Source organism: Pseudoalteromonas sp. A3 (genome assembly GCF_025942345.1).
Lineage (GTDB): Bacteria > Pseudomonadota > Gammaproteobacteria > Enterobacterales > Alteromonadaceae > Pseudoalteromonas > Pseudoalteromonas atlantica.
This window is the reverse complement of the sequence record NZ_JAPCKL010000005.1, coordinates 45,917-70,540: the sequence shown is the minus strand read 5'-3', so window position 1 is coordinate 70,540 and position 24,624 is coordinate 45,917. Positions and strand designations below refer to the sequence as shown.

The following is a 24,624-nucleotide window of genomic DNA, read 5'->3' as shown; positions in this document are numbered from 1 at the left end:
CTTAATTAAGTGATCCATTTTGAGGCTGGAAAACGTGTCGCAAAATGATTAAGCATTATTGCGGATTGGTATTACATATACGTATCTTGATGAATACGCACAAACAGCTTAGTGCCTATTTTTGAGTAATCTACTTTGTATTCACGCCCATCAAGCGCCTGAATAAACAACAGCTGTTTTTCTTCACCAAAAATATCAGCGCTACTTACATTAACAATTTCAAGGTAACGCTCTTTGGCATCACGCCGGTTTTTAGGTAGGTCCTCTTTAAATGGCTCCAAACCATTTTGAGTTACCTTTATACGTGGGTGCTGCTCTGCATTTACAATGACTAGATCAAGCTTTTTATCTTTATGGATGATGGTGTTGCGACCACTCTTTATAAAAGATCTTTCTTGGCTCATTATTTTTCCTACTATCGCATTTAGTGTCCAACTTGCGATGCTATAAACCGTTCAGGTGCGCGTTTCCATTTATTTAAATCGGCACTGAACGACCAAATGTCTGTCTCTAATACACTTGCGGGTAACAGTAAATTATATCCCGTTAACAACTCAAGGTGCTTGGCTCTGTTAGCAAACATAGCTATAAGTCCAGTATAGCTAAATCCTTTAGGTGAGGTGTATTGTGTCTCTTCTATTAACCATTCTGATGGGCAATTGCCATTTTTGCAATGTTTTTGAACAGCTTGCATAAATAAATTACGCTGCTCTATCAGTAGTTTTCCGGCAATGCGTGGGTGTATAGCGCTTAAAAATTCGTCCATATCATTGAGTTTTAAACCTACTGCGTTTAATTCAAGGTATTCAAGGCCGTCAGCCACCTTAGGAATACCGCTGTGGTGTAAGTTACTAACATGTAACTGCCACTGGCCATACTTATGCTGATACACAAGTAAGGACTCACTAAGCACTAAACTGTAATAAGGTTCCTGTGTTTTTAAAAAACCAATAAAAATAGCAGCTATGCACATGCTTACTAAAAAAATCTCTATTAAGCTAATTTCACCCGGGCGCAGTAAATTAAACAGCATAATAAATACTAAACCTACGCTGCCTACAGTAAGTACTTCAATGCCATTGCGCGCCCCTTGCGCCCTGTATTTTATTATTGAACTTGGCTTACCCATATTGGTAAAAAGCCATATAAAATAAAAACATAACAATACCCCAAAGTATTATTTTTCTCATTGTTAAACAGGTTTTACACTGCGGTGGTTGCTTCATCGTTTTATCATAATTTTAGTGTTAAATGGGAACAAGTAATTAGTCTCATAAATTTTTACGCCTAACGCACAAATTTATGAGACACATAACCGCCTTTTCACGGTCTTATTTCGTACAATACTTACAATTTATTTTCAGGTATGAAAACGATGTATTCAAAACAGTCAGGTAAAGCTCTTTTTCCATTTTTAATTACGCTTCTTGTTATTTTAAGTGTGTACTTATATTTGCCATCTAGCCATGGTGAACAATCTAATTCAAGTGATACACCCACACAGGTAATGGCTCATACGGTATCGTCTCAAGAAAACACCGTTATGATTGAAGCCATAGGCAGTGCACGCGCAAACCAAGCAATTTATATAAAAAGCGCACAAAGCGATTATGTTACACACATATATTTTGAAGATGGCGACTTAGTAAGTAAAGGCCAACGCCTTGTGCAGCTGCAAAATCAGCAAGAACAATACGCTGTAAAAGAGCTAGGCATTAACTTAAAAGAAGAAAAACGTCAGTTAAGCCGCCTTACTGAGCTTTCTCGTACGCAATCTACCGCTAAATCATTATTAGAAGAGCAGCTTTCTCGCGTAGATGCCACGCAAGCCCAACTAGAAAGCGCTAAAACCAAACTTGATGAAATGCTAATTACCGCGCCGTTTTCTGGCTTATTAGGCAAACGAGAAGTGTCAGTTGGTGCTTATGTAAGTAGCGATACAATTATTACAACGCTTGATGATATTAGTATTATAAAAGTTGACTTTAAAGTCCCTGAAAAATATTTATCTCAACTTAACCTAGGCATGAAAGTACATACTCAAAACGATGCCTACCCAGGGCGCACTTTTACCGGCAAAGTGACCCATATTAGTTCTCGTATCGACTCGATTACTCGCAGTGTAGAAGTAACCGCAAGCTTTGCTAATAAATCCGGATTATTACGCCCTGGTATGCTTTTAAACACCGCTTTGGAGCTTAGTAGCAATCAGGCGCTTATGGTGCCAGAAAAAGCCGTGATCCCACTGCAAGATAAACATTTTGTATACCAAGTAAAAGATGGTATTGCCAATAAGGTAGAAGTGCATGTTGCTGGCAGAAATAACGGCTGGGTAGCGATTGATGAAGGCCTTAGCGATGGCGAGCAAGTGATTACCGAAGGCATTATTAAAATTCGCCCTGGTAGCAAAGTAAGTGTTGAGGGTTAATCGGTGAAAATTACAGATACGAGTGTTAAACGCCCTGTTTTTGCCATAGTAATTAACTTACTACTGCTAACATTTGGCTTGGTGGCTTTTTCGATGCTACCACTTAGAGAATACCCAGATATTGAAACTCCTATTGTTAGTATTAGTACTGACTACACTGGTGCTTCGGCAGAAATAGTCGAGACAAAAATAACGCAAATATTAGAAAACCGGATATCGGGTATTGAAGGCATTAAAAGTATTAATTCTTCAAGCAGAAATGGGCGCTCTAATATCGTTATTGAGTTTGATATAAGCCGTGATATTGACGCAGCCTCAAACGATGTACGAGAGCGAGTAGCTCGCGCACTAGATAACCTACCAGAGCAAGTACGCCCACCAGAGGTGTCTAAGTCAAACAGCGACGAGAGTCCTATTGCTTGGTTTGTACTTAACAGTGAAACCATGAACTCGCTGCAATTGAGCGATTATGCACAGCGCTTTATTGTCGACCGATTAGCCGTTGTAGATGGCGTTTCAAATGTACGTATTGGTGGTGAGCGCCAATACGCCATGAAAATTTGGCTAAACCGCCAGGCCATGGCTGCTCGTGGGATCACTTCAAGTGATATCGAAAACACCCTACGCAGCGAAAACGTAGAGCTACCAGCAGGTGAAATTGAATCTATCGACCGCGATTTTACCGTACGTACAGCGCGTAGCTATAAAGACCAACGTGATTTTCAAAACTTAGTTATTAAACGCGGTGAAGACGGCTACCTTGTGCGTTTAGGTGAAGTTGCCGATGTACATTTAGAAGCCGCCGACGATGAAAGCCTGTTCCGTGGTAACGGCCGTAACATGATTGGCCTTGGCATAGTAAAGCAAGCTAAAGCAAACACCTTAACAGTGGTAGACAACGCCCGCAGTGAACTTGAAAAAATAAAACGTAATTTGCCAGAGGGCACCACTATTCAAGACAGCTACGATTCGTCTATTTTTATTAAAGAATCAATCAACGAAGTATATAGCACGCTTGCCATTTCTATGGGTTTAGTAGTGTTAATAATATTTATCTTTTTAGGTAATATTCGCGCTACGCTTATCCCCGCCGTTACTGTGCCTGTAGCACTTGTTGGCAGCTTTATGTTTTTACTTGCCATGGGTTATTCAATCAACTTATTAACCTTACTTGCGCTGGTATTAGCAATTGGTTTGGTCGTAGATGACGCCATTGTAATGCTTGAAAATATTCACCGTCGTATTGAGCTTGGCGAGCCTCCCTTATTAGCAGCCTTTAGAGGTGCCCGCGAAGTAGGCTTTGCAATTATTGCGACAACGCTTGTGCTTATTTCGGTGTTTGTACCTTTAGTATTTATGGATGGCCGAATTGGCGCCTTGTTTACAGAGTTTGCAATGGCTGTAAGTGCCGCGGTGTTTTTCTCTAGTATTACCGCCCTTACCCTCTCGCCGGCGCTGTGCTCTAAAGTTTTAAAAGCGTCAGAAAAAGAAAGTAAATTTAGCCAATGGATGGACCGCGTTTTTAGCAAAGTTGAAAACAGTTACCGCCAATCGCTTACCTCAAATATGACCAAAAAATGGGGCCTAATGATAAGCCTAGTGCTTGCTGGTTTTGTTAGCTACTCGTTGTTTTTACAAGTGCCCTCTGAGCTTACGCCAAAAGAAGACCGCGGTACCTTTTTTATTATGATGAGCGGCCCTGAAGGCGCAAGTTATGAAAATAACGCTGCCAACATGGCCAAAATAGAAGAGCGCCTGCTTCCTTACTCAGAAGCTGGCGAATTAAGCCGTGTTTTAGTGCGCGTACCGGGCTGGGGCGGCAGTGGCGGTGTTGCTATCGTTGGTATGGCCGATTGGGATAAGCGCAAACGCTCTACCTGGGAAGTTATGGACGAAATAAGCGCCAAAATGACCGAAGTAACAGATGTACGTGCCTTTGCTATTATGCGCCGTGGTATTGGCGGTGGTGGCTCTTCTCGCCCCATTGAGTTTGTGCTACAAGGTAACGATTACGAGCAACTTGCTGATTGGCGCGACCGCATTATAGAGCGCGCAGAAAAAAATCCAGGCTTGGTAAGAATCGATCACGACTATAAAGAAACCTTTCCACAATTTTTAGTCAGCATAGATAAAAACAAAGCCGCTGATTTAGGTGTGTCGGTATCAGATGTAGGCACCACGCTTGAAACCATGTTAGGGCAGCGCCGTGTTACCACCTTTATTGACCGAGGTGAAGAATACGATGTAATTTTAAAAGGCACTAAACAAGACTTTACAAACCCTACTGACATTTCAAATATTTACCTTAAATCACGCAGTGGTGAACTGGTCCCACTAGATAGCCTTATAAGCTTAAAAGAAGAGGCCACAGCATCGCGCTTAAACCGTTATAACCGAATGCGCGCCATTACACTAAGCGCTAATCTTGCGGACGGTTATACACTTGAACAAGCACTTAACTTTTTAAACAAAGTAGCCGCAGAAGAAAACGACATTGACGGCGCTGTAGATTATAAAGGTGAATCACAATTATATTACGAAGGCGCATCGGCCATGACCTATGTATTTGTGCTTGCCCTAACTGTAACCTTTTTAGTTTTAGCTGCCCAATTTGAAAGCTTTATGCACCCGTTTGTCATTATGCTAACAGTACCACTTGGCCTAATGGGCGCCATGTTTGGCCTATGGGCAACCGGCTTAACGCTTAATATTTATAGCCAAATTGGTATTGTAATGCTGATAGGTTTAAGCGCTAAAAATGGTATTTTAATAGTCGAATTTACCAACCAACTGCGCGATAAAGGCGTAGAATTTAGCGAGGCTATTTTGCAAGCGGCCACACAGCGCCTGCGCCCAATAATAATGACCTCTCTGACTACGGTAATGAGCGCAGTGCCTTTAGTATTGGCATCAGGCCCAGGCGCAGAGAGCCGCATGGTAATTGGTGTGGTGGTATTTACAGGGGTTATTGTATCAACATTGCTAACACTTTATGTTGTGCCTGCAGCGTATTATGCCCTAGCCCGCCACACACAGTCGCCAGAGTTCTTACAGCAAAAATTAAATAAGCAAGCCGACTCTCACCCGTTAAAAGACAGCGAAGAAATTTAACTGAGCTTACACTGCGCCGTAACTTGCTGTTACGGCGTATTCAATTTATGCTCGCCTTAATACTGTAACAGACATAATTAGGACAACTTATGAGCACATCAACACAACTAGCAACATTTGGTGGAGGCTGTTTTTGGTGTATAGACGCTGCATTCAGACGAGTAAAAGGTGTACTAAACGTAAGCTCAGGTTACACCGGCGGCCATACCGACAACCCCACGTATAAATCAGTCTGCTCTGGTACAACAGGCCATGCTGAGGTTGTGCAACTGGAATTTGACAGCGCTGTAGTGAGTTTTGAAACACTGCTTAGCATGTTTTTTACGTTACACGATGCCACGCAATTAAATCGCCAAGGTAACGATATTGGCACACAGTATAGAAGTGTTGTTTATTACCACAACGATGCGCAATTAAGTCAAACCAATGAGATGATAGCCCAGTTACAAAACCATATTAGCGAGCCAATAGTGACAGAGGTTAGCCCTGCGACCACATATTACCCAGCAGAGCATTATCATCAAGATTACTACAACGAAAACCCACAGCAGGGTTACTGTAGTATTTTAATTGCGCCTAAGTTACACAAGTTTGAAACTGTATTTAAAGAGTTTTTAGCTGACTAGCTAATTTGCGTTGTTAAAATAATTCTAATACCAATCCGCATAATTAAGTGATCTATTTTGAGGATGGATAAACGTGTTGATAGCAAGGCAAAAAATCCGCTATTTAGTTGTTCTAAATGAGAATTTTTTAACGCAGATAGCGACACATTTAGCCCCTGAAAATGATTAAGTATTAATGCGAATTGGTATAAATACACATTAAAAAGCCCGATATAAATCGGGCTTTTGTATATTAAAAAACGCTATTAAAACTGATAGCTTGCACCTACAAAAAAGCGGCGCTCTGGGGTGTTGTAGTAATATACTTCACCGCTTATAAAGTCAGCTCTTGAGTCAACCACATTGTAATCTCTGTCAAATAGGTTCTCTACACGAAGCGACAGCTCAATATTATCGTTTACATGATAGTTACCCGCTAGGTTCCAAAGTGTATACGATCCTAGGCGCGTTACTGCCCCCTCGCGATCACTGCGGTATTGCATATCAATGCGAGCATCAAAATCACCAAATTGCTTTGCGAGCTCCCAATTAACAGTGCGCTTGGCAACATTGCGTAGCTCATCGCCGGTTTCTTTGTTTTCGGCACTTAAATATGCAAAATTAAAGTGGCTATCAAAACCTAAAATTTGCTGTGTAAGGCTAAACTCAACCCCTTCATAGCGAGCTTCGTTTATATTAGCTAACGCAAAGTTTTCATCGTAATCAATTTTATCTTCGATATCGTTTCTAAAAATTGCAAAATCGACTTGTGCACTGTCAAAATTAACATTTACACCAAGCTCGCGGTTTATTGACTTTTCAGGTTGGAGATCCGGATTACCAAAATTTGGGTAGTATAAATCGTTAAATGTTGGCGCTTTAAAACCTGTGCTTTGACTAATTCTAAATGTTGAATTTTCAGATAAATGATAACCAGCCGCCGCAGTATAGGTTGTTTCATCACCAAACTGTTCATCGTCGTCTTGGCGAAGAGTTAAATTGGCAAGCACAGTGTCGGTGTCGTAATAAGCCCCAACAAACACTGCTAATACATCGCGGCTATCCTCATCAAATGCTAGCGAGCTTTGCGATACATCATCGTTATACCAATTAACGCCGCCGCTAATATTAAGCGCATTTGTTAAGCGGTATTGGCCGCTGTAATCTACTTGCGAGCGCTTAGTAATAAATGTACTGGTTAATGGCCCGCCGGTAAAAGAGTCCACATATGTGCTGTCAGAATCATCGGTTGCAAAAGCAACATCTATAGCATGAGATTGGTTAGTGTAGTTTTTGCTCCACTGCGCCGACAGTTGATAGTTTTTAAAGTCCCCTCTTTCAACCGTGCTCGTTGCAGGGCTAAAGCTGCTATCGTAATCCGCGTAACCTTCGCTGTACTGGCCTAGTAGCTTAAAGTTACCGTAGTGTGCATCTGCATAGTTTACTTTAAAGCCTACGTTTTTATTTTCATAGCTGTCGTCATCGGGCGCTATACCTTGTAATGCATCAAAACCATCGGTTTTTTCAAAGCCTGCATTAAATGCGCTAACCACTTCATTTGATTTTACTGAACCTGCAAGCTGATAGTTTTGATAAGCGTTAGAGCCAAATGTGGCATCAAGTGATACATTGCTCGCTTCACGCGTTATTATATTAATAACCCCAGCTAATGCATCTGAGCCATACACAGCTGCACGCGAGCCTTTTATGATCTCGATTCTCTCAATACTATTTAGCGGCACGTTACTTAATGCTTTTTGTCCTAGCGTGGCTGAGCCCGTGCGTACACCATCAATTAAAATTAGCGTATCGCCAGAACCTGTACCACGTAAAGACACGCCCGACGTTTGGCCAAAGCCACCATTAGGATTAATTTGAAAACCCACTTGAGTGCTTAATAAGGTTGGTAAATCGCGTACATTGCTTGCATCTATTTCGGCGCGTTCAATTACATTAACGCTCGCTAATACATTATTTATTGATTGTTCAAATTTATTAGCGGTAACAGTGATTTTTTCAATTGGGCTTTGTGCAGCAGATACAGAAAAAGACAGCGCAGCCGAGATAGCAACGCCAAGAGTTGTTTTATTTAGCATGATGTTCCCTATCTTTGCCCACCGCAAAGATTTAAGTAAGTAAGATTACTTCAAGGCCGGTCTCCGGACTCAGTAAACACATAAATGCGTTAATACTTTACCGTTGCGGGGGCAGTGTTGGGATTGCTTTTATCATAAAGGCGCACCAACTTCCCGATTATCTCGCTGTTAGTTTTAATACTTTAAACCCTGTATTTAGCAACCAGCAAGCACCTTGAAAATAGGCGGTTATTGTGAGCAGTTTGTTTACAAATGTCAACGGACGTCTATATAGCTAAAGGTTAAATTATTTATTTTCAGTAAAGCTGGATGTTACGCCGTATGAACTTAAAAGCGCTGTGATTTTAGGTTTTATTTCAGACGAATTTAAAAGCTTATCCATTTGTTTTACCGTAATTTTACTGCGCGCAGGGTTAACTAAAAAATGAGTATCGTATATAGCATCTGGGGTATTACTCTTATAAAGCAGGTTCATATTAAAAATGTTGTTCCTTTTAAAGTATTGATAAGCTATGTTATTTAACACCCCTACATCGGCACGCTTTAATAGCAGCATTTTAACAACGTTAAACTCATCGATTGTTAAACTAACTTGGTGTTCTTCACTTAAATACTGTGCATCGGTTTTAAAATCAGCAAAACGATAGGAATACCCCAATACTCCCGCTTTTGTTAAAGCATGTAAGTCATCGAAATAGCTTTGCTTTTGGGCATTTTGTGCCAGCGTATACAACTCATTTTTAGCAATAACATAAAAGCTCGTTTCCTGTAAGGCACTTCTTGCTACCTCAGGTACCCATTGCATAGCCATTAAAAACAACATGTCGAATTCACCCCATTCGACCCACTTTTTGAGCCTTTTTACAGGCAAAGAGTTAAGAGTAAATTTATATTCGCTTTGAGAGTCATTGAGTATTTTTACAAACTCAGGCGCTAACCCTTGCTCTTTTTCGGCATTAATAATAATTGGAAAGTAACCGTCCTCTACCAACACATCTACATTTATTGGCTTGGCAAAACTAAACTTACTGCATGCAATAATAATTATAAAAATAAGAAACTTAAGCATTTAAAGCCTTTAACAGTCGCTATTAAGTAATATTGATATTAAGAATAGCCTAATATACGCAACTGCGTGATAAGCAGGTTTAATAATGCATTTAAATAACGTTAAAAGAGTATGGAATAACAGTGGAGTAATTTTACACAGGTAAAAGGGGGTTTAGGCTTGCGGGTAAGTAAAGGCTGTAATTAAGACGGGGGAAAATGTGTGGCTAATATATTTAATAACCACACATTTAAATTTTCACTTTAAAATACTAAAGGCACTTAGCTAATTAATCGCGAAAGTTTTTAAACTGGAAAGGCTGGCCTAAATCTGCAGTGCGAACGACTTGCATAGCGGCTTGTAAATCGTCACGCTTTTTACCCGTTACACGTACTTCTTCACCTTGAATAGCAGCTTGTACTTTTACTTTTGAGTCTTTAATGGCTTTAACTACTTTTTTAGCCATGTCTTTCTCAATGCCTTGTTTAAGTGCAACATTACGAAACACGTTTTTACCAGCACGAGTGATGTCTTGCAGCTCCAAGCTTGCTACGTCCATACCACGCTTAGAAATTTTACCTGCTAAAATATCAAACAATTGCATAACTTGTGAGTCAGCTTCAGCTTTTAGTTTAATTGTTTTGTCGTTTAGCTCAATTGATGCGTCAACACCTCTAAAGTCAAAGCGCGTTTCTAGCTCACGGTTTGCGTTATCTACTGCATTTTTAGCTTCGTTCATTTCTACTTCTGATACGATATCAAATGAAGGCATTGGGTTCTCCTAACTATTAAATCTAAATTTATGCGCCGATTATAACGCTAAAATTATAAACCTTTACATTTTTCTGCCAGTTGTTCAGGTGCGATACTAATTTAGTTTGATATACTGCAGCCTCTTTTTTAAGCGGTTTTAGGATTTATCGTGACAAGGCGTGTTTACCAAGCAGTTTTTTTGATTAGTATTGTGGTGTTTACCCTCTTATTTGCCAAAGAAATAAAAGGCGGCGTTACGAACTTATTTCCACATGTTGATAAAGTTGCCCACTTTGGGATTTTTTTTATACTTGCCATCATTATGGATAAAGCCTTTAAGTTACCGCTGTACACGCAAGTACTTTTGCTTGCGGGCTACGGTGCAGCAATAGAAATAATGCAAGATGCGCTTCCTTACAGGCAGGCCTCTTTAGGTGATTTTATTGCTGATTTTGCCGGTGCGGCCACGTACTTTTTACTAAGAACCATTTTTACTCCTCGAAAAAAGAACCCTTATGGCTAATATTCTTATTATTGGCGATGGCGCTATTGGTTTATTGCTAAGCCATTTTTTATCTAAAGCTCACTCTGTTCATGTGTTAACACGCAAAGCCACTGCAAATACACGCTTTTATTGCAAAGCAAAACAGCCTTCGCAAAAAATTAATGCGCGGTTTATTACGCTTAAGCAAATTAATGAACAGCCCGCGTTTGATATTGTTATTTTTGCAGTAAAGGCTTTTCAGGTGCAATCGGCCTTTACGCAAGTTAAACCCTTTTTATCGCCAAGTAGTGTACTTATTGTATCGCACAACGGTATGGGTAATGTTGAAACGCTCAATGAGCAACTCGATAAGCGACAAGCGTTGTACTTTTTAACCACCAGCATGGCTGGCTTTAAAACAAACGACTTTATAGTACAGCACACCGGTGAAGGTAAAAGCGTATTAGGTGCCTGCAACCCTTGCGCGCACAGTTATCGCCAAGCAATGTGTGAGCAATTGCAAAACGTGCCGCAGCTAAGCTACAGTACTAATATTGAGCAGCTACGTTTTGAAAAACTATTAGTAAATATTGCCATTAACCCATTAAGCGCACTGTATGATATTAAAAATGGTCAGTTACGTGCCCCTTATTTTAATAGCATTATCTTTAATTTATTAACTGAGGCATGCCAAATAGCCCATGCTTTAACGCTTGATATTAAGCTGGCCGATGCGCTTAACAACGCTTACAACGTAATGATGCTAACCGCTGAAAACTACTCTTCAATGCATCAAGACGTAGCGCATAACCGACAAACCGAAATAGACGCCATTTGTGGCTATATTAGCCAACAAGGTAAGCGATTAAATATCAGTACCCCGCTAAACGATGCTCTACTTGCTAAAATTAAGGCAAAAAAAAGCGTGGTACAAACCACGCTCTAAATTACGGTTAGCCTTTACGGGCGGTAAACTTTTACACCCGTAAAGCCTGCTTCATGAAGAATAAGTGCCTGTAACTGGCTCATAACCCCTCTTTCACAATACAGGTAGTAATCCTTATCTTTTGGCAGATCACCAAATTTAGTCGCTAAGCGGAAAAACGGTAAATGCACTACATCTATACCGTCAATCTCAAGCGGCGCTGCATCCTCTTCCTCTGGTGAGCGAATATCAACAACCACTGCACCCGCTGGTAAATCAACTACCGACTCAGCTTCTTTAAGTTCTTGCTTAGCTTCTACGTCTATATCACGCACATCCATAATACGAGCGTTTTCAACAACAGTATTAAGCACATCAAAGTCGAACTTTTCTTCTTCGGCTTTAATAACGTCAAGTTTAGCTTTAACCGTTGGCTTTTTAGATATTACGCCACAGTACTCAGGCATGGTTTCGGCCATTTCTGCGGTGCCAATTTTACGGGCAATATTAATAATTTCTTGTTTGTCGTGCTGAATAAGTGGGCGCAAAATCAGGGTTTCTGTTACGCGGTCAATCACACTTAAATTAGCTAAGGTTTGGCTAGAAACCTGACCTATACTCTCACCAGTTACCAAGGCTTGAATATTTAATTTTTCGGCTACTTTGCTGCCAGCACGCATCATCATGCGTTTTAGCACAACACCCATTTGGCTGTTTTCAACGTTCTCTAAAATTTCGGCTACAACCGGTTCAAAATCAACCGTGATAAATTTAACTTTATGAGTAGAGCTAAATTTTTTCCATAAATAGTAGCTGGCTTGTTTAACACCAATTTCGTGTGCTGCGCCACCTAAATTAAAGAATAAAAAGTGCGTGCGAGCGCCTTTACGGATCATCTGGTAACTTGCTACACCTGAGTCAAAGCCGCCTGACATTAATGAAAGCACGTCTTCTTGTGTTGGCAGTGGAAAGCCTGCCATACCTAGGTGAGTTTGCGTAACTATGTAGGCTTTATCGTCCTTTACTTCTAAGCGAATAGTTACTTCTGGGCGGCTTAACTTAACGCGAGCGCCTTCAACGTGCTGGTTTAAACCACCACCCACGTAACGCTCTAAATCGGTAGAAGTAAAGTCGTGTTGACCAATACGCTTTGCGCGTACACAAAACGTTTTACCAACGATGGTATGCCCTACTAGGTCTATGGTTTTTTTATAGATATCGTCAAGCGTTGTGAAGTCAGTTTCGGTCACTTCAATAAATTGCACAATACCAGGAATGCGCTGCAAGCTATCGATAAAGTCTAGGCGTGTTTGTGCATCATCAAGCTTAGTTACAACAGAAATATTATCCCAGTTGTTTCTTACTTGTACTTTTTCGTCAACACGGCGCAATACAATTTTGATGTTATTTTCTAACACTTTAGTAAAGCGTTTACGTACCGAACGGCTTTTAATGGCAATTTCAGGATGTAGTTTGACGATAAATTTAAGCATAGTTCACTCTTAGACTGCGGGAATTCGCGCTCCCAGGCATTGGGCGCGCGATTATAGCAAAAATTTTTGCGTCTAGGAACTAACCAACGAACAGCAGTTAGGCAAGCGCTGGCGCTTGCTCTGCAAGTTGGGTGTATTTTTCACGTAACTGATTCATTTTAAGTATGCTTTTTTCGGTGCTGTAAGCCCTAAATAATGCTAATACTTTTAAAATACCATGATAAATATCTTGCTCGGCTAAATTACCACTGAGCCTACGCGCTTTAATATACGGAGTCCAAAAACTAACGGTTAGTTTAAGAGTATGGGCAAGTTCAAGCGCATCTTGCTCTTCTATGGCAATCATTTCGTTATCGCGCAGGCCTAAAATAACTTGGCGAACCTGCTCTAATAAAGTTGACTGAAATCCAATGTAGGCTTGTTTTAAGCTTTCATCTCTGGAGAGGATGTCGCCTAAGTTGTCGTAAAAAAAATGATAGCGCCACATTAGCTCAAATAATGAATCTAAATAAGCAGTTAAATGATCAAACGCATCATCGTTTGCTTCAATAGGTTTAAAATGAGTATGTAAATGCTCGCTGTAAAGCGCAAAAATATGTCGGATAATGTCTTCTTTATTTTTAAAATGATAGTAAAGATTACCCGGGCTCATCCCTAAATGTGATGCAATATGATTGGTTGATATTGCACGCTCACCATGTTCATTAAATAACGAAATACTGGTGTGTATTATTTTATCCTTAGTATTCATATGCGACGACTCAAATTAACTTATAAACTACATTACACTAAATATCAGCCTTGCAGTATAAACAAATCAGGCTGGTTTAAATACCATCATAATTTACTATTTTAAAAACGAGGGTCAGATTATGCTGCACGCAGGCATTTGCATTAATGTGGTGCTGTTAACTAAAGTAAAGCCTAAGCAGCGTAATTACACTTTAAAAAATGGTAACGCATTTAAAGCACTTTTACTGATTAAATATCAAACATAAAAGCTCAACCTGATCTCCTAGGCTGATTTGTAGAACAAACACTGATAGACTACTTAAAAAATAATAGTTAGTGAAATCTATGAACGTTACGGCAATCTATCCTGGTACATTCGACCCGTTAACCAACGGCCACACCGACCTAATTCAGCGCGCAGCTAAAATGTTTAGCACGGTTATTGTTGCTATTGCTCATAACCCTTCTAAAAAGCCGTGCTTTAGTCTCGATGAGCGAGTTGATTTAGCCAACACTATTTTAGGGCATTTGAGTAATGTAAAAGTGATTGGCTTTTCAGGCTTACTAGCCGATTTGGCTTTTGATCATAAAGCTGATGTGCTTATTCGCGGTATTAGAGCGGTATCTGATTTTGATTACGAATTTCAGCTCGCAAATATGAACCGCCGCCTAAATCCAGATTTAGAAAGCGTGTTTTTAACACCTTCTGAGCGCAACTCGTTTATATCATCAACCTTGGTAAAAGAAGTTGCCCGCCATAATGGCGATGTGAGCGAATTTGTAAGCCCACTTGTAGTGGATGCTTTAAAACAAAAGTTAGGCTGCGACGCAAGCTAAAAAAAACACAATTAGCGCACTTTGGTGCGCTAATATACCTAACTACTTTTTAGCCATAACTTGTAATTCATTGCGGTTAAATAAAGCGCGTTTAAGCTTTACCAAGCCTAAAATATCTTTGTTTATAATTAATACTATTGCCATTATTAAGTCACTCGAAAACTGGCCAACCCCGTAGACCCCCCATAACCACCAATAGTCTATATTCCCAACAACGATACTATCGTAATGCATACCGTAAAATACAAACGCATTAAAACTAAGCCCCACGATTAAATAATAAAAAGCGATCGGTTTAGCTTTCGATAAAAAAATCATCCATATCATCAAAGCGATTATGGTAACTGCATCAAATAAGAACAGTTTTAAGTGAGGTGTGGCTGTTTGCGGGTCCATAACCATACTTGATGTATATGAAGCCATCATAATAAATGATATTTGGGCTAAACTTTTATCTGACTTATTTATGCTTGTAGATAAGCAATATAAAAATGCAAAAACAAACAGCCATGTAATTAAAATGGTTATGTAATCATAAAGATCAGCCATCGCCCATAACAGGTTATGCATATCGGAAACGCTTCAACTTTGTAGCTAAATAATTACTTAGCTTTACTAAACCTAAGATATCTTTATTAACAACTAAAACCACCGGCATTAATAAATCAGTAAAATACATGCCAAACACATAAACATTCCAAAACCACCAATAATACAATGTGCCACGCACTTCGATATCGTAATGCATACCTAAAAATAAGCAGGCATTAAAGCTTAGCCCTACAATTAAATAATAAAAGGGCGTAGGTATAGTTTGTTTGGTGAAATTACGCCACAGAAGTAAAACCAGGATAGTTACAGCATCATGATAAAAATAGTTTAAGTGCGGCGTTGCAATAAGTGGGTCCATAAACAAACTAGCTGTGTAGGATACCATCATAATAAATGAAAGCTGTGCTCTGCTCTTATCTGGCTTATTAATACTTGCCGATAAGTTATACAAAAAGGCAATAAGAAAAAACCACGTAAACAAAATACCTACGTTGTCCCCTAAATCGACCAGTCCCCAAAGAACATCAGCCACTTTGCTTTAACCTCATAACACCGTTCACCAACTTATCAGTAGCATGCACTAACATTAAAAAATCCTTTTTAACGAAAAAAATACCAACCATGATGATATCCATCATATTAATAACAACTGTATAAACAGACCAAAACCACCACGGTTCGTAATTACCACGTACAAACACATCTATGTGCATAGCTAAAAATAATAACGAATTGATGCTCAAGCCAAATAATAAGTAAGTAGATATGCGCTTTTCAGGTAGGAAATACCGCAGAAATAAAATAAAAAATAAAGTGCCTACATCATAGCAAAACAGTTCTATGTAACTAATGTTGTAAATATCTATAACTGTACTTAAGCAGTAAGAAACTACCATAACTAAAGATAGCCATACTGCCTGTTTTGATGGATTGTTAATGCTAGTTGTTAGTGAATATAAAAAGGCCATTAAAAACCCCCACTGCACTAACGCACCGATATAAACTGACACTTCAGGAGGGATTAGAACATTATTCACTATTGCGGTTTCTTAGCAAAGAACGAGTAAATAAGGTTTTTTAAATAAATAATTTTTAAAAAATCTCTATTGATAAACAGCACTAAAATCATGCTTAAATCTAATACCAATACTACCGTTACATAAAAATCATAAAACCACCAGTGGGTGTAATTCTGTAAAATATGACGGTCTAAGTACATACCCAGAGCTAAACACATGTTTATACTCAGCCCAAACATAAGGTAGGTAAAGGCAATTGTTTTTTCTTTAATATATAAGTTCTGCACAAGTGCCAATACAACTAGGGTTATAGCATCTAATAAAGCAATATCAAAATAAGTAACCGTTTGAAAATTAAAGAACATCCCTGGAAAATATGAAACAGCCATTATAAGCGAAAGAACAACTAATGCTTTAAAGCGTGAGTTAATAGATGAAACTAACGAGTATAAAAACGCCATGAGAAAACCCCATTGCATGATGATACTTAAAGTATGTGCAAAGCTTATATCTGATATAAAAGAAATAAACCCCATCTTAAAAGCAAGCTCGGAGAATAAAGATCTCGAAATTTATTAAAACAACCATTTACTAAACAACCTGACTTAACACAAAACTTTTTAACAATTATTATTAATTACAAAGCTTTATTTAGAAACCAACTTTTTAACCTAACAAGGCCTAAGAAATCTCGGTTAATAAAGCACACTATGATCATGCAAATATTTACACTTCCTACCACAACCGTAAATACTGACCAAAACCACCAATATTCATAATATTTTGAAAAAGTCATATCTAGGTGCATTAAAAAACTAAAAATAATATTAGAGCATAATCCTGCAGTGACATAATAATACGCTACCGGGTATGATTTAAATTTGAAGCGCTTTAAAAAGAGTAGAGCAAGTAATGTACATGCATCTAATAAAATAAAATCTAAATAAGTAGTTTGCCCATAATCAGTGAACAAACTTCCCGAATAGCAAATGCACATAACAAGTGAGATATATACAAGCTCTTTATCTGGCTTGTTAATCGAGTTTGCTAATGCATGCAAAAATGCAAACAAAAAACCCCATTGTACAATTGCTCCAAGATAAATTGCGTAATTATAACTTACTGTCATTTTCCCCTCTATTTAAAATAACGGGTTGAGAGGGATTTACCATTCGGTGGTTAACCACTAATGAAAGCATCATTAATACATCGATAAGGTTCACACCAATGGAGTAGACACTCAAGTACCACCATGGCTCATAATTATACAAAACGTATATATCATAATACAGAGCCAACGTTAGCAAAGCATTGGTTGTTAATGCTAGTACAAGGAACAGAAAAGCTTTATTTCGTTTAAAGGCATTAAAGTACTGTAAAATTAACAGTGCCACAATTGTAATAAAATCGTAGAAAGCCCAATTAAGGTATAATATTTCTAGTAGTTTTATATAGCTGCTAAAAATATATGAGCAAAGCATAAGTGCAGATAAATACACAGGAGATTTATTTTCGTTGTTTATGCTGGAGACCAAACAAAAGAAGAAGGCCATCAAGAAAGCCGCTACATAATCCATTAGGGCTTCAGGTAAGTACATTTAAGCTAGGTCGAGGGCTGAGACTTTGTCGATTTAAACAAACCACATAGCTTACTTTTTAATTTGTGTAGGCCTAAAAAGTCTCTATCTACGATTAGCGCTATAGCCATTAGTAAGTCAAGTGCGAAAACTGAAAAGGTATACAGGTCCCAAAAAAACCAAGGCTCGCTATTTTCTAGAATAAATACATCCAACTGCATACCAAGAGCTAATAAAAGATTTATAGATAGCCCAGTTAATAGATATATTAGTGAAGGTGAGCTTGAAACAATTATCTTTCGGATAAAAAGTAATGAAAGTATTATAAAAAAGTTGTAAATAGCAAAATCAAAATAAGTTAATCTATATACAGACAGCCAATCTAAAAAGTAATTTAGTAATGAGCACGATAATAACATTATGAATGAACTGAGTAACAGGGTCGTGTTTCTTTTAATGCCTAAACAATATACAAAGATATTAAAAAACAATGCCATCAAAAATGCCCACATTATAAAAGCCGATAGCGAAAATAGACCAAACAACTCAGTTAGAAACATCTTTTACCTTAAATATTACTTAGGACGAGGATTTCCTCCAGGAAGAATTATTGGAGGATGAGCCATAGCTTCATTACTCGCTGCTGCCATCGCCTCGTGAGAGAAACTTACTGTATCAGATTGTAGGGTTTTAGGGCTAGCAATTTGTTCCGCTGCAGGCTGTAATTGTTGTGTTTTATTGTATGCTTGCATTTGTAATTGGCTATTAGCTGAAACTTGCATGTGATTGATCCTTGTAAAAGTTTTAATATTATTTGGCGCAACTTTTAATCACACCATTATCTAGGTAATTGCATTACCTGTTTTAAGCAGTGATAGCTATTTTGCTATCTGACTTATACAAAGCAACCAGCGTGCCAAGATTTTTTGACATACCCATAATATATGCTAACAAGGTATTTTATTCACACTAAGCCTTAAGTTAACCCTTATTACTAAAGTGAAAACTCGCACACACCCCAAACTCATCAGACCAGCTTATTATACACATAAAAAAACGCACAGGGGTAACCGTACGTTTTTTATATCCAGGGAATTTAAGCCACGTATTTACACGGGATCTCCGCACGTGTACTTGGCTTTAAAATATATTCCATTGCTACTTCGTCACAGTTTTCTTTACGAAGGCAAAGTTCGCAATCTTTCATTACCTTCTCTGGTAACGATTCTTTACTACAAAAAGTAAAACGTTGCTGTTCAAAAAAATCTGGCACACGGGTTAGTACAATAACACGATTAAGCGCCAATTTTTTGGCTTTTGCTAATAAGTGCTCTACAAGCTGCCTACCCTGCCCAGTTACCGCGCTTTGTGGATCTATGCCTAAAGAGCGTATTTCAGCAAGCCCCGTGTCATAAATGTATAACGATGCACATCCCGACACTTTGCCGTCTATTTCTGTTACTGCAAATTCGTTAATTGAATGCACCATGTCGCTTTTAGCACGCGGCAAGTTTTCACCTACAGTGGCCCAGTGCTGTATCAGCCTAGCAATATCTTCAACATCATCTAAATTTGCATCACGAACCGTTATTTGCTGTTTTTTTTTGGCTTCTTTAACCGCTTTAGTTACTTGTTCAATAGATGTACCGCCAAGCGCTTGACGTGCTTTAATACAGGCATCTATTTCAAGTACTGGGTAAACGTCATCTTCAAATACGTCATTAACTGACTTGTACTGCTCAAGCGAAAGCTCTTCAAGGGTTTTACCTTCGCTTATAGCAAGCTGCACAAGTACACCCACAATGTGGTGGCCTTCTCTAAATGGCACACCTTTAGCTACTAAGTAGTCTGCAAGCTCTGTTGCATTAGCATGGCCACCTTTTGCTGCTGCAAGCGTTTTATCGCCGTTTACTTTTACGCCTTTGATACACGCTTGCGCCATGTGAATACAGGCAAGCCAAGTTGGCATAGCGTCAAAAAGACCTTCTTTGTCTTCTTGCATATCTTTATTGTACGCAAGAGGGAGTGCTTTTAAGGTCATCATCATGGCACTAAACGCACCAAATACACGGCCCGTTTTACCACGAATAAGCTCTAGTGCATCAGGGTTCTTTTTCTGCGGCATTAACGATGAGCCAGAGGTAACATTATCAGCAAGCTCTATAAATCCGGCTTCACCAGAATTATAAAATATTAGATCTTCAGCCATTCGCGATAAATGAATCATCGAAATAGAGGCACAGCTTAAAAGCTCTACTACAAAATCACGGTCAGATACGCCATCAAGGCTGTTTTTAGTTGCGCCAGTAAAGCCTAGGCCTTGCGCCAAAGCTTGGCGATCAATTGGGTAGGCAGTACCTGCTAGTGCACCACTGCCTAGAGGGCAAAAATTAAAACGCGCTTTGGCATCTTGCAAGCGGCTTTCATCACGCTCTAGCATTTCTACATAAGCCATACACCAATGGCTAAACAGTACAGGTTGAGCACGTTGTAAATGAGTGTAGCCTGGCAATATAGTGCCCAGCTCGCGCTCAGCTAACGCCACAAACTCAGCTTTTAGTGCAGCAATTGCACTAAGCAAATGATCGGCAGTATCGCGGCACCATAATCTAAAGTCAGTGGCTACTTGGTCATTACGGCTTCGGCCTGTGTGTAGCTTTTTAGCTAAATCACCTACTTTTTCGATTAATGCAGCTTCTACGTGCGAGTGTATGTCTTCTGCACCTGAGGTTGCCACTGCTTGTGGATCTGCTTTTACTTCTTCAAGCAGTTCATTTAGTGCTGCAACCAATTTGGTGTGCTCATCGCTTGTAAGTACATTTACTTGCTCAAGCGCACCTGCCCATGCCACAGAGCCAATAATATCTTGCTCTGCTAACTGATAATCGAACGGAAGTGAGTCGTTAAATTGTTTAAACGCCTCATCTGGACCCGTAGAAAAACGTCCGCCCCATAATGCCATGAAATCTCTCCAAACCCTGTAATGCCCCTTATACAAGGGGCTATAAATAATTTACTTTTTAGCCATTGCTGAAATTCTGCTCGAAAGCGAGAATAAACGAATAAAGCCTTCAGCATGTGACTGGTCATATACGTCGTCTTCACCAAATGTAGCAAAGTCTTCGCTGTATAAGCTATTAGGTGATTTTTTCTGAACGGCTGTCACTTGGCCTTTGTAAAGCTTAAGTACAACTTCACCTGTAGCAAGTGTAGAAAGCGCTTCTGCACCGGCTAAAATAGAGTCTTTTAGTGGTGTAAACCAACGACCATCATAAACTAAGTGCGAAAACTCACCGCCCAATACTTCTTTCCATTTACGGCTTGATTTATCAAGTACTAGCTCGTCAATAGCTTGCAGTGCCGCCATAATAACGGTACCGCCTGGTGTTTCGTAACAGCCGCGCGATTTCATGCCTACTAAACGGTTTTCTACAATATCTACACGGCCAACACCATGTGGCGCAGCAATGTCGTTTAATTTAACTAAACAGTCATAAGGTTTAAGCTGCTCGCCATTTACGGCAACCACTTCACCCTCAATAACCGTAAGCGTTACATGCTCAGCTTTATCTGGTGCTTGCTCTGGTGAATTAGTCCAGGTCCAAACTTGGTCACTAGGCTCACACCATGGATCTTCAAGCTCGCCGCCTTCGTGCGAAATATGCCATGCGTTAGCATCACGGCTGTAAATTTTTGTTGCTGAAGCAGAACACGGAATATCACGCTCAGCCAAGTAATCTAATAATGATTCACGGCTTGATAAATCCCACTCACGCCATGGTGCAATTACTTTTAAATCGGGTGCAAGCGCTGCAAAGCACGATTCAAAACGTACTTGGTCATTACCTTTACCAGTACAACCATGCGAAAGTGCATCGGCACCTACTTTACGTGCAATTTCAACTTGCGCTTTAGCAATAATAGGACGCGCCATAGACGTACCTAATAAATAAGTACCTTCGTAAATAGAACCCGTTTTAAGCGTTGGGTAAATGTACTCACTTACCATTTCATCTTTTAAGTCAACTACGTAACACTCAGATGCGCCAGATGCGATTGCTTTTTCTTCAACGCCTTCAAGCTCTTCAGCGCCTTGGCCTACATCGGCAACAAAGGCAATTACTTCACAACCGTAGTTTTCTTTTAACCATGGCACGATAGCTGAAGTATCAAGACCACCTGAATAGGCTAAAACGACTTTTTTAATTGAACTCATAGGTGTTCCTTAACAAAATTTGGATTTAGTAATGTAACTAGCAGAGCATTTTGCGCATGCATGCGATTTTCTGCTTGTTGAATAATTTTTGATGCTGGGCCATCCATTACCTCAGAGGTAATTTCAAACTCACGGTGAGCCGGTTGGCAATGTAATACCGTAGTCGCACCTGTTTGTTCTAGCAATGCTTGGTTTAGCTGATAAGGCATGTATTTTTCTTTAACTTGCTCAAGAGGCGTATCATCGCCCATAGACACCCACGTATCTGCATATACAACATTAGCGCCTACAGCGGCTTCTACACGGTCGCTTACCATTACTGATGCGCCGTTCATTGCAGCAATTTGCTCTGCCTTTTTAAGAATTTGCGAATCAGGCGAGCTGCCTTTTGGTGTAACAGCAACAAAATCTGTACCTAGCGTTGCCGCTAATAACATAAGTGAATGAGTAACGTTGTTACCTTCACCTAAGTAAGCCACTTTTAGCTCGCTTACATCGCCGTGTACTTCTTGTAGCGTTAAAAAATCAGCCAATGCCTGGCACGGGTGATATAAATCACACAAGCTATTAACGACAGGTACATTAGAGTATTCACCTAAGGTGGTTAACGTGCTGTGCTGGTTTACACGCGCTACAATACCATCAGCCCACGTAGAAATATTAAGTGCAAAGTCTTTTACAGATTCACGTGCACCCATAGCGCCGTTTTGCTGATCTAAATACACAGCGTGGCCGCCTAAACGGTTAATACCAATATCAAACGATAAACGCGTACGTAAACTTTGCTTTTCAAATAAGGTAACAATTGACTTACCCGCTAATACTTGGCTGTATTTTTCTGGCTTTGCTTTTAAATCACGCGCTAGTTTTAGTAAATTTAGTGCGCCTTGTTGGTCTAATTCTAGACCCGTTAAAAAATTCTCTAACATGATAACCCTATGGTGTAATTTTTGTTCCGACATGCTCGCCCTGTAGCAAAGCAGTTAAATTGTCTGGCTTTTGCCAGCTGGAAATATACACACCGCGTCGTAAATGTTGGGCAGCGTGCAGGCTGGTCTTAACTTTGACCTCCATTCCGCCCAAAATTACCCCTTCATCAATTAAAGTATCAATGTGTTTTGTGTCAAGTTGATGTAACGGCTGCTTGTTTGCATCAAGTACTGCTTCTACATCTGTCATAAAAATAAGTTCTGCATTTAAGTTGCTAGCAATCGCTGCGGCAGCTTCATCAGCATTAACGTTATACCAGTTACCTTGCTCATCAAACCCAATAGAGCTCACGATAGGTAACCGACCAAGCTTAAGTAAATCGTTAACAATTGAATCATCATTACTTTCGCACTTACCTACTTGCCCAAGCGCTTTTAGCTTTTGAGACGCCATAACTCCGGCTTCATACAAACAAAGGCCAACAGGTTTATGGCCTGCATTAATAGCTTGGCTTACCAGCTGCTTATTTGCACAGCCAGCCAGCGCCCCCACTATGTAAGGCATTTGCTCACTTGGGCTAATACGCAGTCCTTGGTGCTTTGCACTAGCAAAGCCTGCTTGTTTTAGCCAAGTGTCGACTAACGAGCCACCGCCATGAACAATAACAAACTGATTATTTTGATCAGCGCTTAATACATCAAACAAAGCTTTTGCCGCGTTTTCAGTATTAAGTACAGCACCACCTAATTTAATTACCCACGTTTTAGTGCTCATTAAAAGGCTCCTTTTAAGCCAGTGGTGTGATCTAAATTCATTGATAAGTTAATACATTGCAAGGCTTGGCCCGCAGCGCCTTTTAATAGATTATCTATCGCTGCCATAACAATCAGTTGAGAGCCTTGCTGCTGCCAACCAATATCAACATAGGGTTGTTTTACCACGCTTTTAATAGATGGCACTTTATCAGCTAACAAACGAATCAACGGCTCGTTATTAAGTACTTGATAAGCATCAGATACGTTTTCCTTGGTAACGCCTGGCTTAAGCTGTACATAAATAGTTTCTAAAATTCCACGCGGAAAGTTACCTAAGTGCGGTGTAAATAACACCTTGTGGCCAAGGTGTTGTTCAATTTCAGGCCCATGACGATGGTTAAATAAACCATACGGGGCAAGCGATACTTCACAAAAGTGAGTACCTACGCTGGCTTTACGCCCTGCGCCAGTAACACCTGAAACAGCATTAATAATCACTTTTTCATCACTCAACAAGCCTGCCTGTTGCAACGGCTTTAACGCATTAAGCGCAGCGGTTGGGTAACAGCCGGCTACTGCCACAAGATTTGCATTGGCAATTGCACTGCTATTCCACTCTGCTAACCCGTAGGCTGCTTCGTTTAATAACTCAGGATGTTGGTGCTCAAAACCATAGTAAGTAACATAGTCGTCGTTGCTAGTAAGGCGGTAACCACCTGATAGGTCGAATACTTTTTTACCCATAGCTAAAAACTGCGGGGCTAAATCAACACTTACTTTGTGATCAGTACATAAGCAGATGTAATCGGCACTCGAATTTATGTCATCAAACGCTGATTCGCTCAGTGGTAGTAGAGGAATATCAAGAAGGTTTCTATGTTCTGGGTATAAATCACTTAATAATTTATGTTTATCTAAACTTCCCTCAGAGACATAACAGCCCGATAACGTTAAATTAGGGTGCTTAGCAACTAAGCTTGCTAATTCTGCGCCGCTATAACCGCTTGCGCCAATAATCGCTACATTCATTTTTTACTCGTTTATAAATTTACTACTAAATAGG

At 39.7% G+C, this 24,624-nt stretch carries 24 protein-coding genes and 1 riboswitch; of the genes, 6 read left to right on the top strand and 18 right to left on the bottom strand.

The features are described 5' to 3' along the window. Nucleotides 1-71: 71 nt before the first annotated feature. Nucleotides 72-404: a hypothetical protein gene (locus OIZ54_RS10810; RefSeq protein ID WP_024034321.1), complete on the bottom strand. Its 333-nt coding sequence runs from the start codon at nt 402-404 to the stop codon at nt 72-74. Between the two features lie 20 nt (nt 405-424). Beyond that, the gene (locus tag OIZ54_RS10805; RefSeq protein WP_029773870.1) at nt 425-1,129 is read right to left on the bottom strand and encodes a DUF2982 domain-containing protein; all 705 of its coding nucleotides are present in this window, start codon (nt 1,127-1,129) and stop codon (nt 425-427) included. A 246-nt stretch (nt 1,130-1,375) separates the two neighbouring features. On the opposite strand from OIZ54_RS10805, the gene OIZ54_RS10800 reads away from it, so the two are divergent. From OIZ54_RS10800 to msrA, 3 genes are all read left to right on the top strand, one after another. Then, nucleotides 1,376-2,428, top strand: coding sequence for an efflux RND transporter periplasmic adaptor subunit (locus OIZ54_RS10800; RefSeq protein ID WP_126006201.1), 1,053 nt, complete (start codon nt 1,376-1,378; stop codon nt 2,426-2,428). Between the two features lie 3 nt (nt 2,429-2,431). Beyond that, nucleotides 2,432-5,539 (top strand): efflux RND transporter permease subunit, encoded by a 3,108-nt coding sequence (locus OIZ54_RS10795; protein WP_264390392.1) that lies wholly within the window; start codon nt 2,432-2,434, stop codon nt 5,537-5,539. A gap of 89 nt (nt 5,540-5,628) precedes the next feature. Further along, the gene (gene msrA, locus OIZ54_RS10790) at nt 5,629-6,165 is read left to right on the top strand and encodes a peptide-methionine (S)-S-oxide reductase MsrA (RefSeq protein ID WP_055252937.1); all 537 of its coding nucleotides are present in this window, start codon (nt 5,629-5,631) and stop codon (nt 6,163-6,165) included. 245 nt (nt 6,166-6,410) lie between these two features. On the opposite strand, the gene OIZ54_RS10785 is transcribed toward msrA, so the two are convergent. The 3 genes from OIZ54_RS10785 to OIZ54_RS10775 form a co-directional block, all read right to left on the bottom strand. Then, nucleotides 6,411-8,240, bottom strand: a complete 1,830-nt coding sequence (locus OIZ54_RS10785) for a TonB-dependent receptor domain-containing protein (protein ID WP_264390391.1) — start codon at nt 8,238-8,240, stop codon at nt 6,411-6,413. A 36-nt stretch (nt 8,241-8,276) separates the two neighbouring features. Beyond that, nucleotides 8,277-8,440: riboswitch (cobalamin riboswitch) on the bottom strand. Nucleotides 8,441-8,526: 86 nt separating this feature from the next. Then, nucleotides 8,527-9,309 (bottom strand): ABC transporter substrate-binding protein, encoded by a 783-nt coding sequence (locus tag OIZ54_RS10780; protein WP_264390390.1) that lies wholly within the window; start codon nt 9,307-9,309, stop codon nt 8,527-8,529. A gap of 268 nt (nt 9,310-9,577) precedes the next feature. After that, nucleotides 9,578-10,060: a YajQ family cyclic di-GMP-binding protein gene (locus OIZ54_RS10775; RefSeq protein WP_004588518.1), complete on the bottom strand. Its 483-nt coding sequence runs from the start codon at nt 10,058-10,060 to the stop codon at nt 9,578-9,580. A gap of 150 nt (nt 10,061-10,210) precedes the next feature. Here OIZ54_RS10775 and OIZ54_RS10770 point away from each other — a divergent pair, with 150 nt between their 5' ends. Together OIZ54_RS10770 and OIZ54_RS10765 are read left to right on the top strand one after the other, a co-directional pair. Continuing rightward, nucleotides 10,211-10,564: a VanZ family protein gene (locus OIZ54_RS10770; RefSeq protein ID WP_064386896.1), complete on the top strand. Its 354-nt coding sequence runs from the start codon at nt 10,211-10,213 to the stop codon at nt 10,562-10,564. Beyond that, nucleotides 10,557-11,471, top strand: a complete 915-nt coding sequence (locus OIZ54_RS10765) for a ketopantoate reductase family protein (RefSeq protein ID WP_264390389.1) — start codon at nt 10,557-10,559, stop codon at nt 11,469-11,471. Before OIZ54_RS10770 ends, OIZ54_RS10765 begins: the two co-directional genes overlap by 8 nt. 14 nt (nt 11,472-11,485) lie before the next feature. Here OIZ54_RS10765 and thiI read toward each other — a convergent pair whose 3' ends face one another. Both thiI and OIZ54_RS10755 read right to left on the bottom strand, forming a co-directional pair. Continuing rightward, a complete protein-coding gene (thiI, locus tag OIZ54_RS10760) occupies nt 11,486-12,943 on the bottom strand; it encodes a tRNA uracil 4-sulfurtransferase ThiI (RefSeq protein WP_096042132.1) in 1,458 nt (485 codons plus the stop codon). Nucleotides 12,944-13,040: 97 nt separating this feature from the next. After that, complete coding sequence (locus tag OIZ54_RS10755; protein ID WP_004588522.1) at nt 13,041-13,694, bottom strand: TetR/AcrR family transcriptional regulator; 654 nt, start codon at nt 13,692-13,694, stop codon at nt 13,041-13,043. A gap of 326 nt (nt 13,695-14,020) precedes the next feature. Between OIZ54_RS10755 and coaD the strand changes: the two genes are divergently transcribed. Further along, nucleotides 14,021-14,512, top strand: a complete 492-nt coding sequence (coaD, locus tag OIZ54_RS10750) for a pantetheine-phosphate adenylyltransferase (RefSeq protein ID WP_004588523.1) — start codon at nt 14,021-14,023, stop codon at nt 14,510-14,512. 42 nt (nt 14,513-14,554) lie between these two features. Here coaD and OIZ54_RS10745 read toward each other — a convergent pair whose 3' ends face one another. The 11 genes from OIZ54_RS10745 to argC form a co-directional block, all read right to left on the bottom strand. After that, entirely contained in the window at nt 14,555-15,082 is a 528-nt protein-coding gene (locus OIZ54_RS10745; RefSeq protein ID WP_264390388.1) for a hypothetical protein, read from the bottom strand. Next, nucleotides 15,075-15,596, bottom strand: coding sequence for a hypothetical protein (locus OIZ54_RS10740; RefSeq protein WP_264390387.1), 522 nt, complete (start codon nt 15,594-15,596; stop codon nt 15,075-15,077). Before OIZ54_RS10740 ends, OIZ54_RS10745 begins: the two co-directional genes overlap by 8 nt. Continuing rightward, complete coding sequence (locus OIZ54_RS10735; protein ID WP_248462647.1) at nt 15,589-16,101, bottom strand: hypothetical protein; 513 nt, start codon at nt 16,099-16,101, stop codon at nt 15,589-15,591. The genes OIZ54_RS10740 and OIZ54_RS10735 overlap by 8 nt, the downstream gene beginning before the upstream one ends. Further along, on the bottom strand, nt 16,101-16,619 hold the full coding sequence (locus OIZ54_RS10730; RefSeq protein ID WP_264390386.1) for a hypothetical protein: 519 nt from the start codon (nt 16,617-16,619) through the stop codon (nt 16,101-16,103). Before OIZ54_RS10730 ends, OIZ54_RS10735 begins: the two co-directional genes overlap by 1 nt. Nucleotides 16,620-16,720: 101 nt before the next feature. Next, nucleotides 16,721-17,212 (bottom strand): hypothetical protein, encoded by a 492-nt coding sequence (locus OIZ54_RS10725; protein WP_264390385.1) that lies wholly within the window; start codon nt 17,210-17,212, stop codon nt 16,721-16,723. A gap of 1,023 nt (nt 17,213-18,235) precedes the next feature. Then, nucleotides 18,236-18,442 (bottom strand): hypothetical protein, encoded by a 207-nt coding sequence (locus OIZ54_RS10715; protein WP_264390383.1) that lies wholly within the window; start codon nt 18,440-18,442, stop codon nt 18,236-18,238. A gap of 314 nt (nt 18,443-18,756) precedes the next feature. Then, complete coding sequence (argH, locus tag OIZ54_RS10710; protein ID WP_264390382.1) at nt 18,757-20,622, bottom strand: argininosuccinate lyase; 1,866 nt, start codon at nt 20,620-20,622, stop codon at nt 18,757-18,759. A 51-nt stretch (nt 20,623-20,673) separates the two neighbouring features. Then, nucleotides 20,674-21,876: an argininosuccinate synthase gene (locus OIZ54_RS10705; protein ID WP_004588532.1), complete on the bottom strand. Its 1,203-nt coding sequence runs from the start codon at nt 21,874-21,876 to the stop codon at nt 20,674-20,676. Then, nucleotides 21,873-22,805 (bottom strand): ornithine carbamoyltransferase, encoded by a 933-nt coding sequence (locus OIZ54_RS10700; protein WP_096740030.1) that lies wholly within the window; start codon nt 22,803-22,805, stop codon nt 21,873-21,875. Before OIZ54_RS10700 ends, OIZ54_RS10705 begins: the two co-directional genes overlap by 4 nt. Before the next feature lie 7 nt (nt 22,806-22,812). Further along, on the bottom strand, nt 22,813-23,580 hold the full coding sequence (gene argB, locus OIZ54_RS10695; protein WP_024034342.1) for an acetylglutamate kinase: 768 nt from the start codon (nt 23,578-23,580) through the stop codon (nt 22,813-22,815). Beyond that, nucleotides 23,580-24,590 (bottom strand): N-acetyl-gamma-glutamyl-phosphate reductase, encoded by a 1,011-nt coding sequence (gene argC, locus OIZ54_RS10690; RefSeq protein ID WP_264390381.1) that lies wholly within the window; start codon nt 24,588-24,590, stop codon nt 23,580-23,582. The genes argB and argC overlap by 1 nt, the downstream gene beginning before the upstream one ends. Nucleotides 24,591-24,624: the final 34 nt, after the last annotated feature.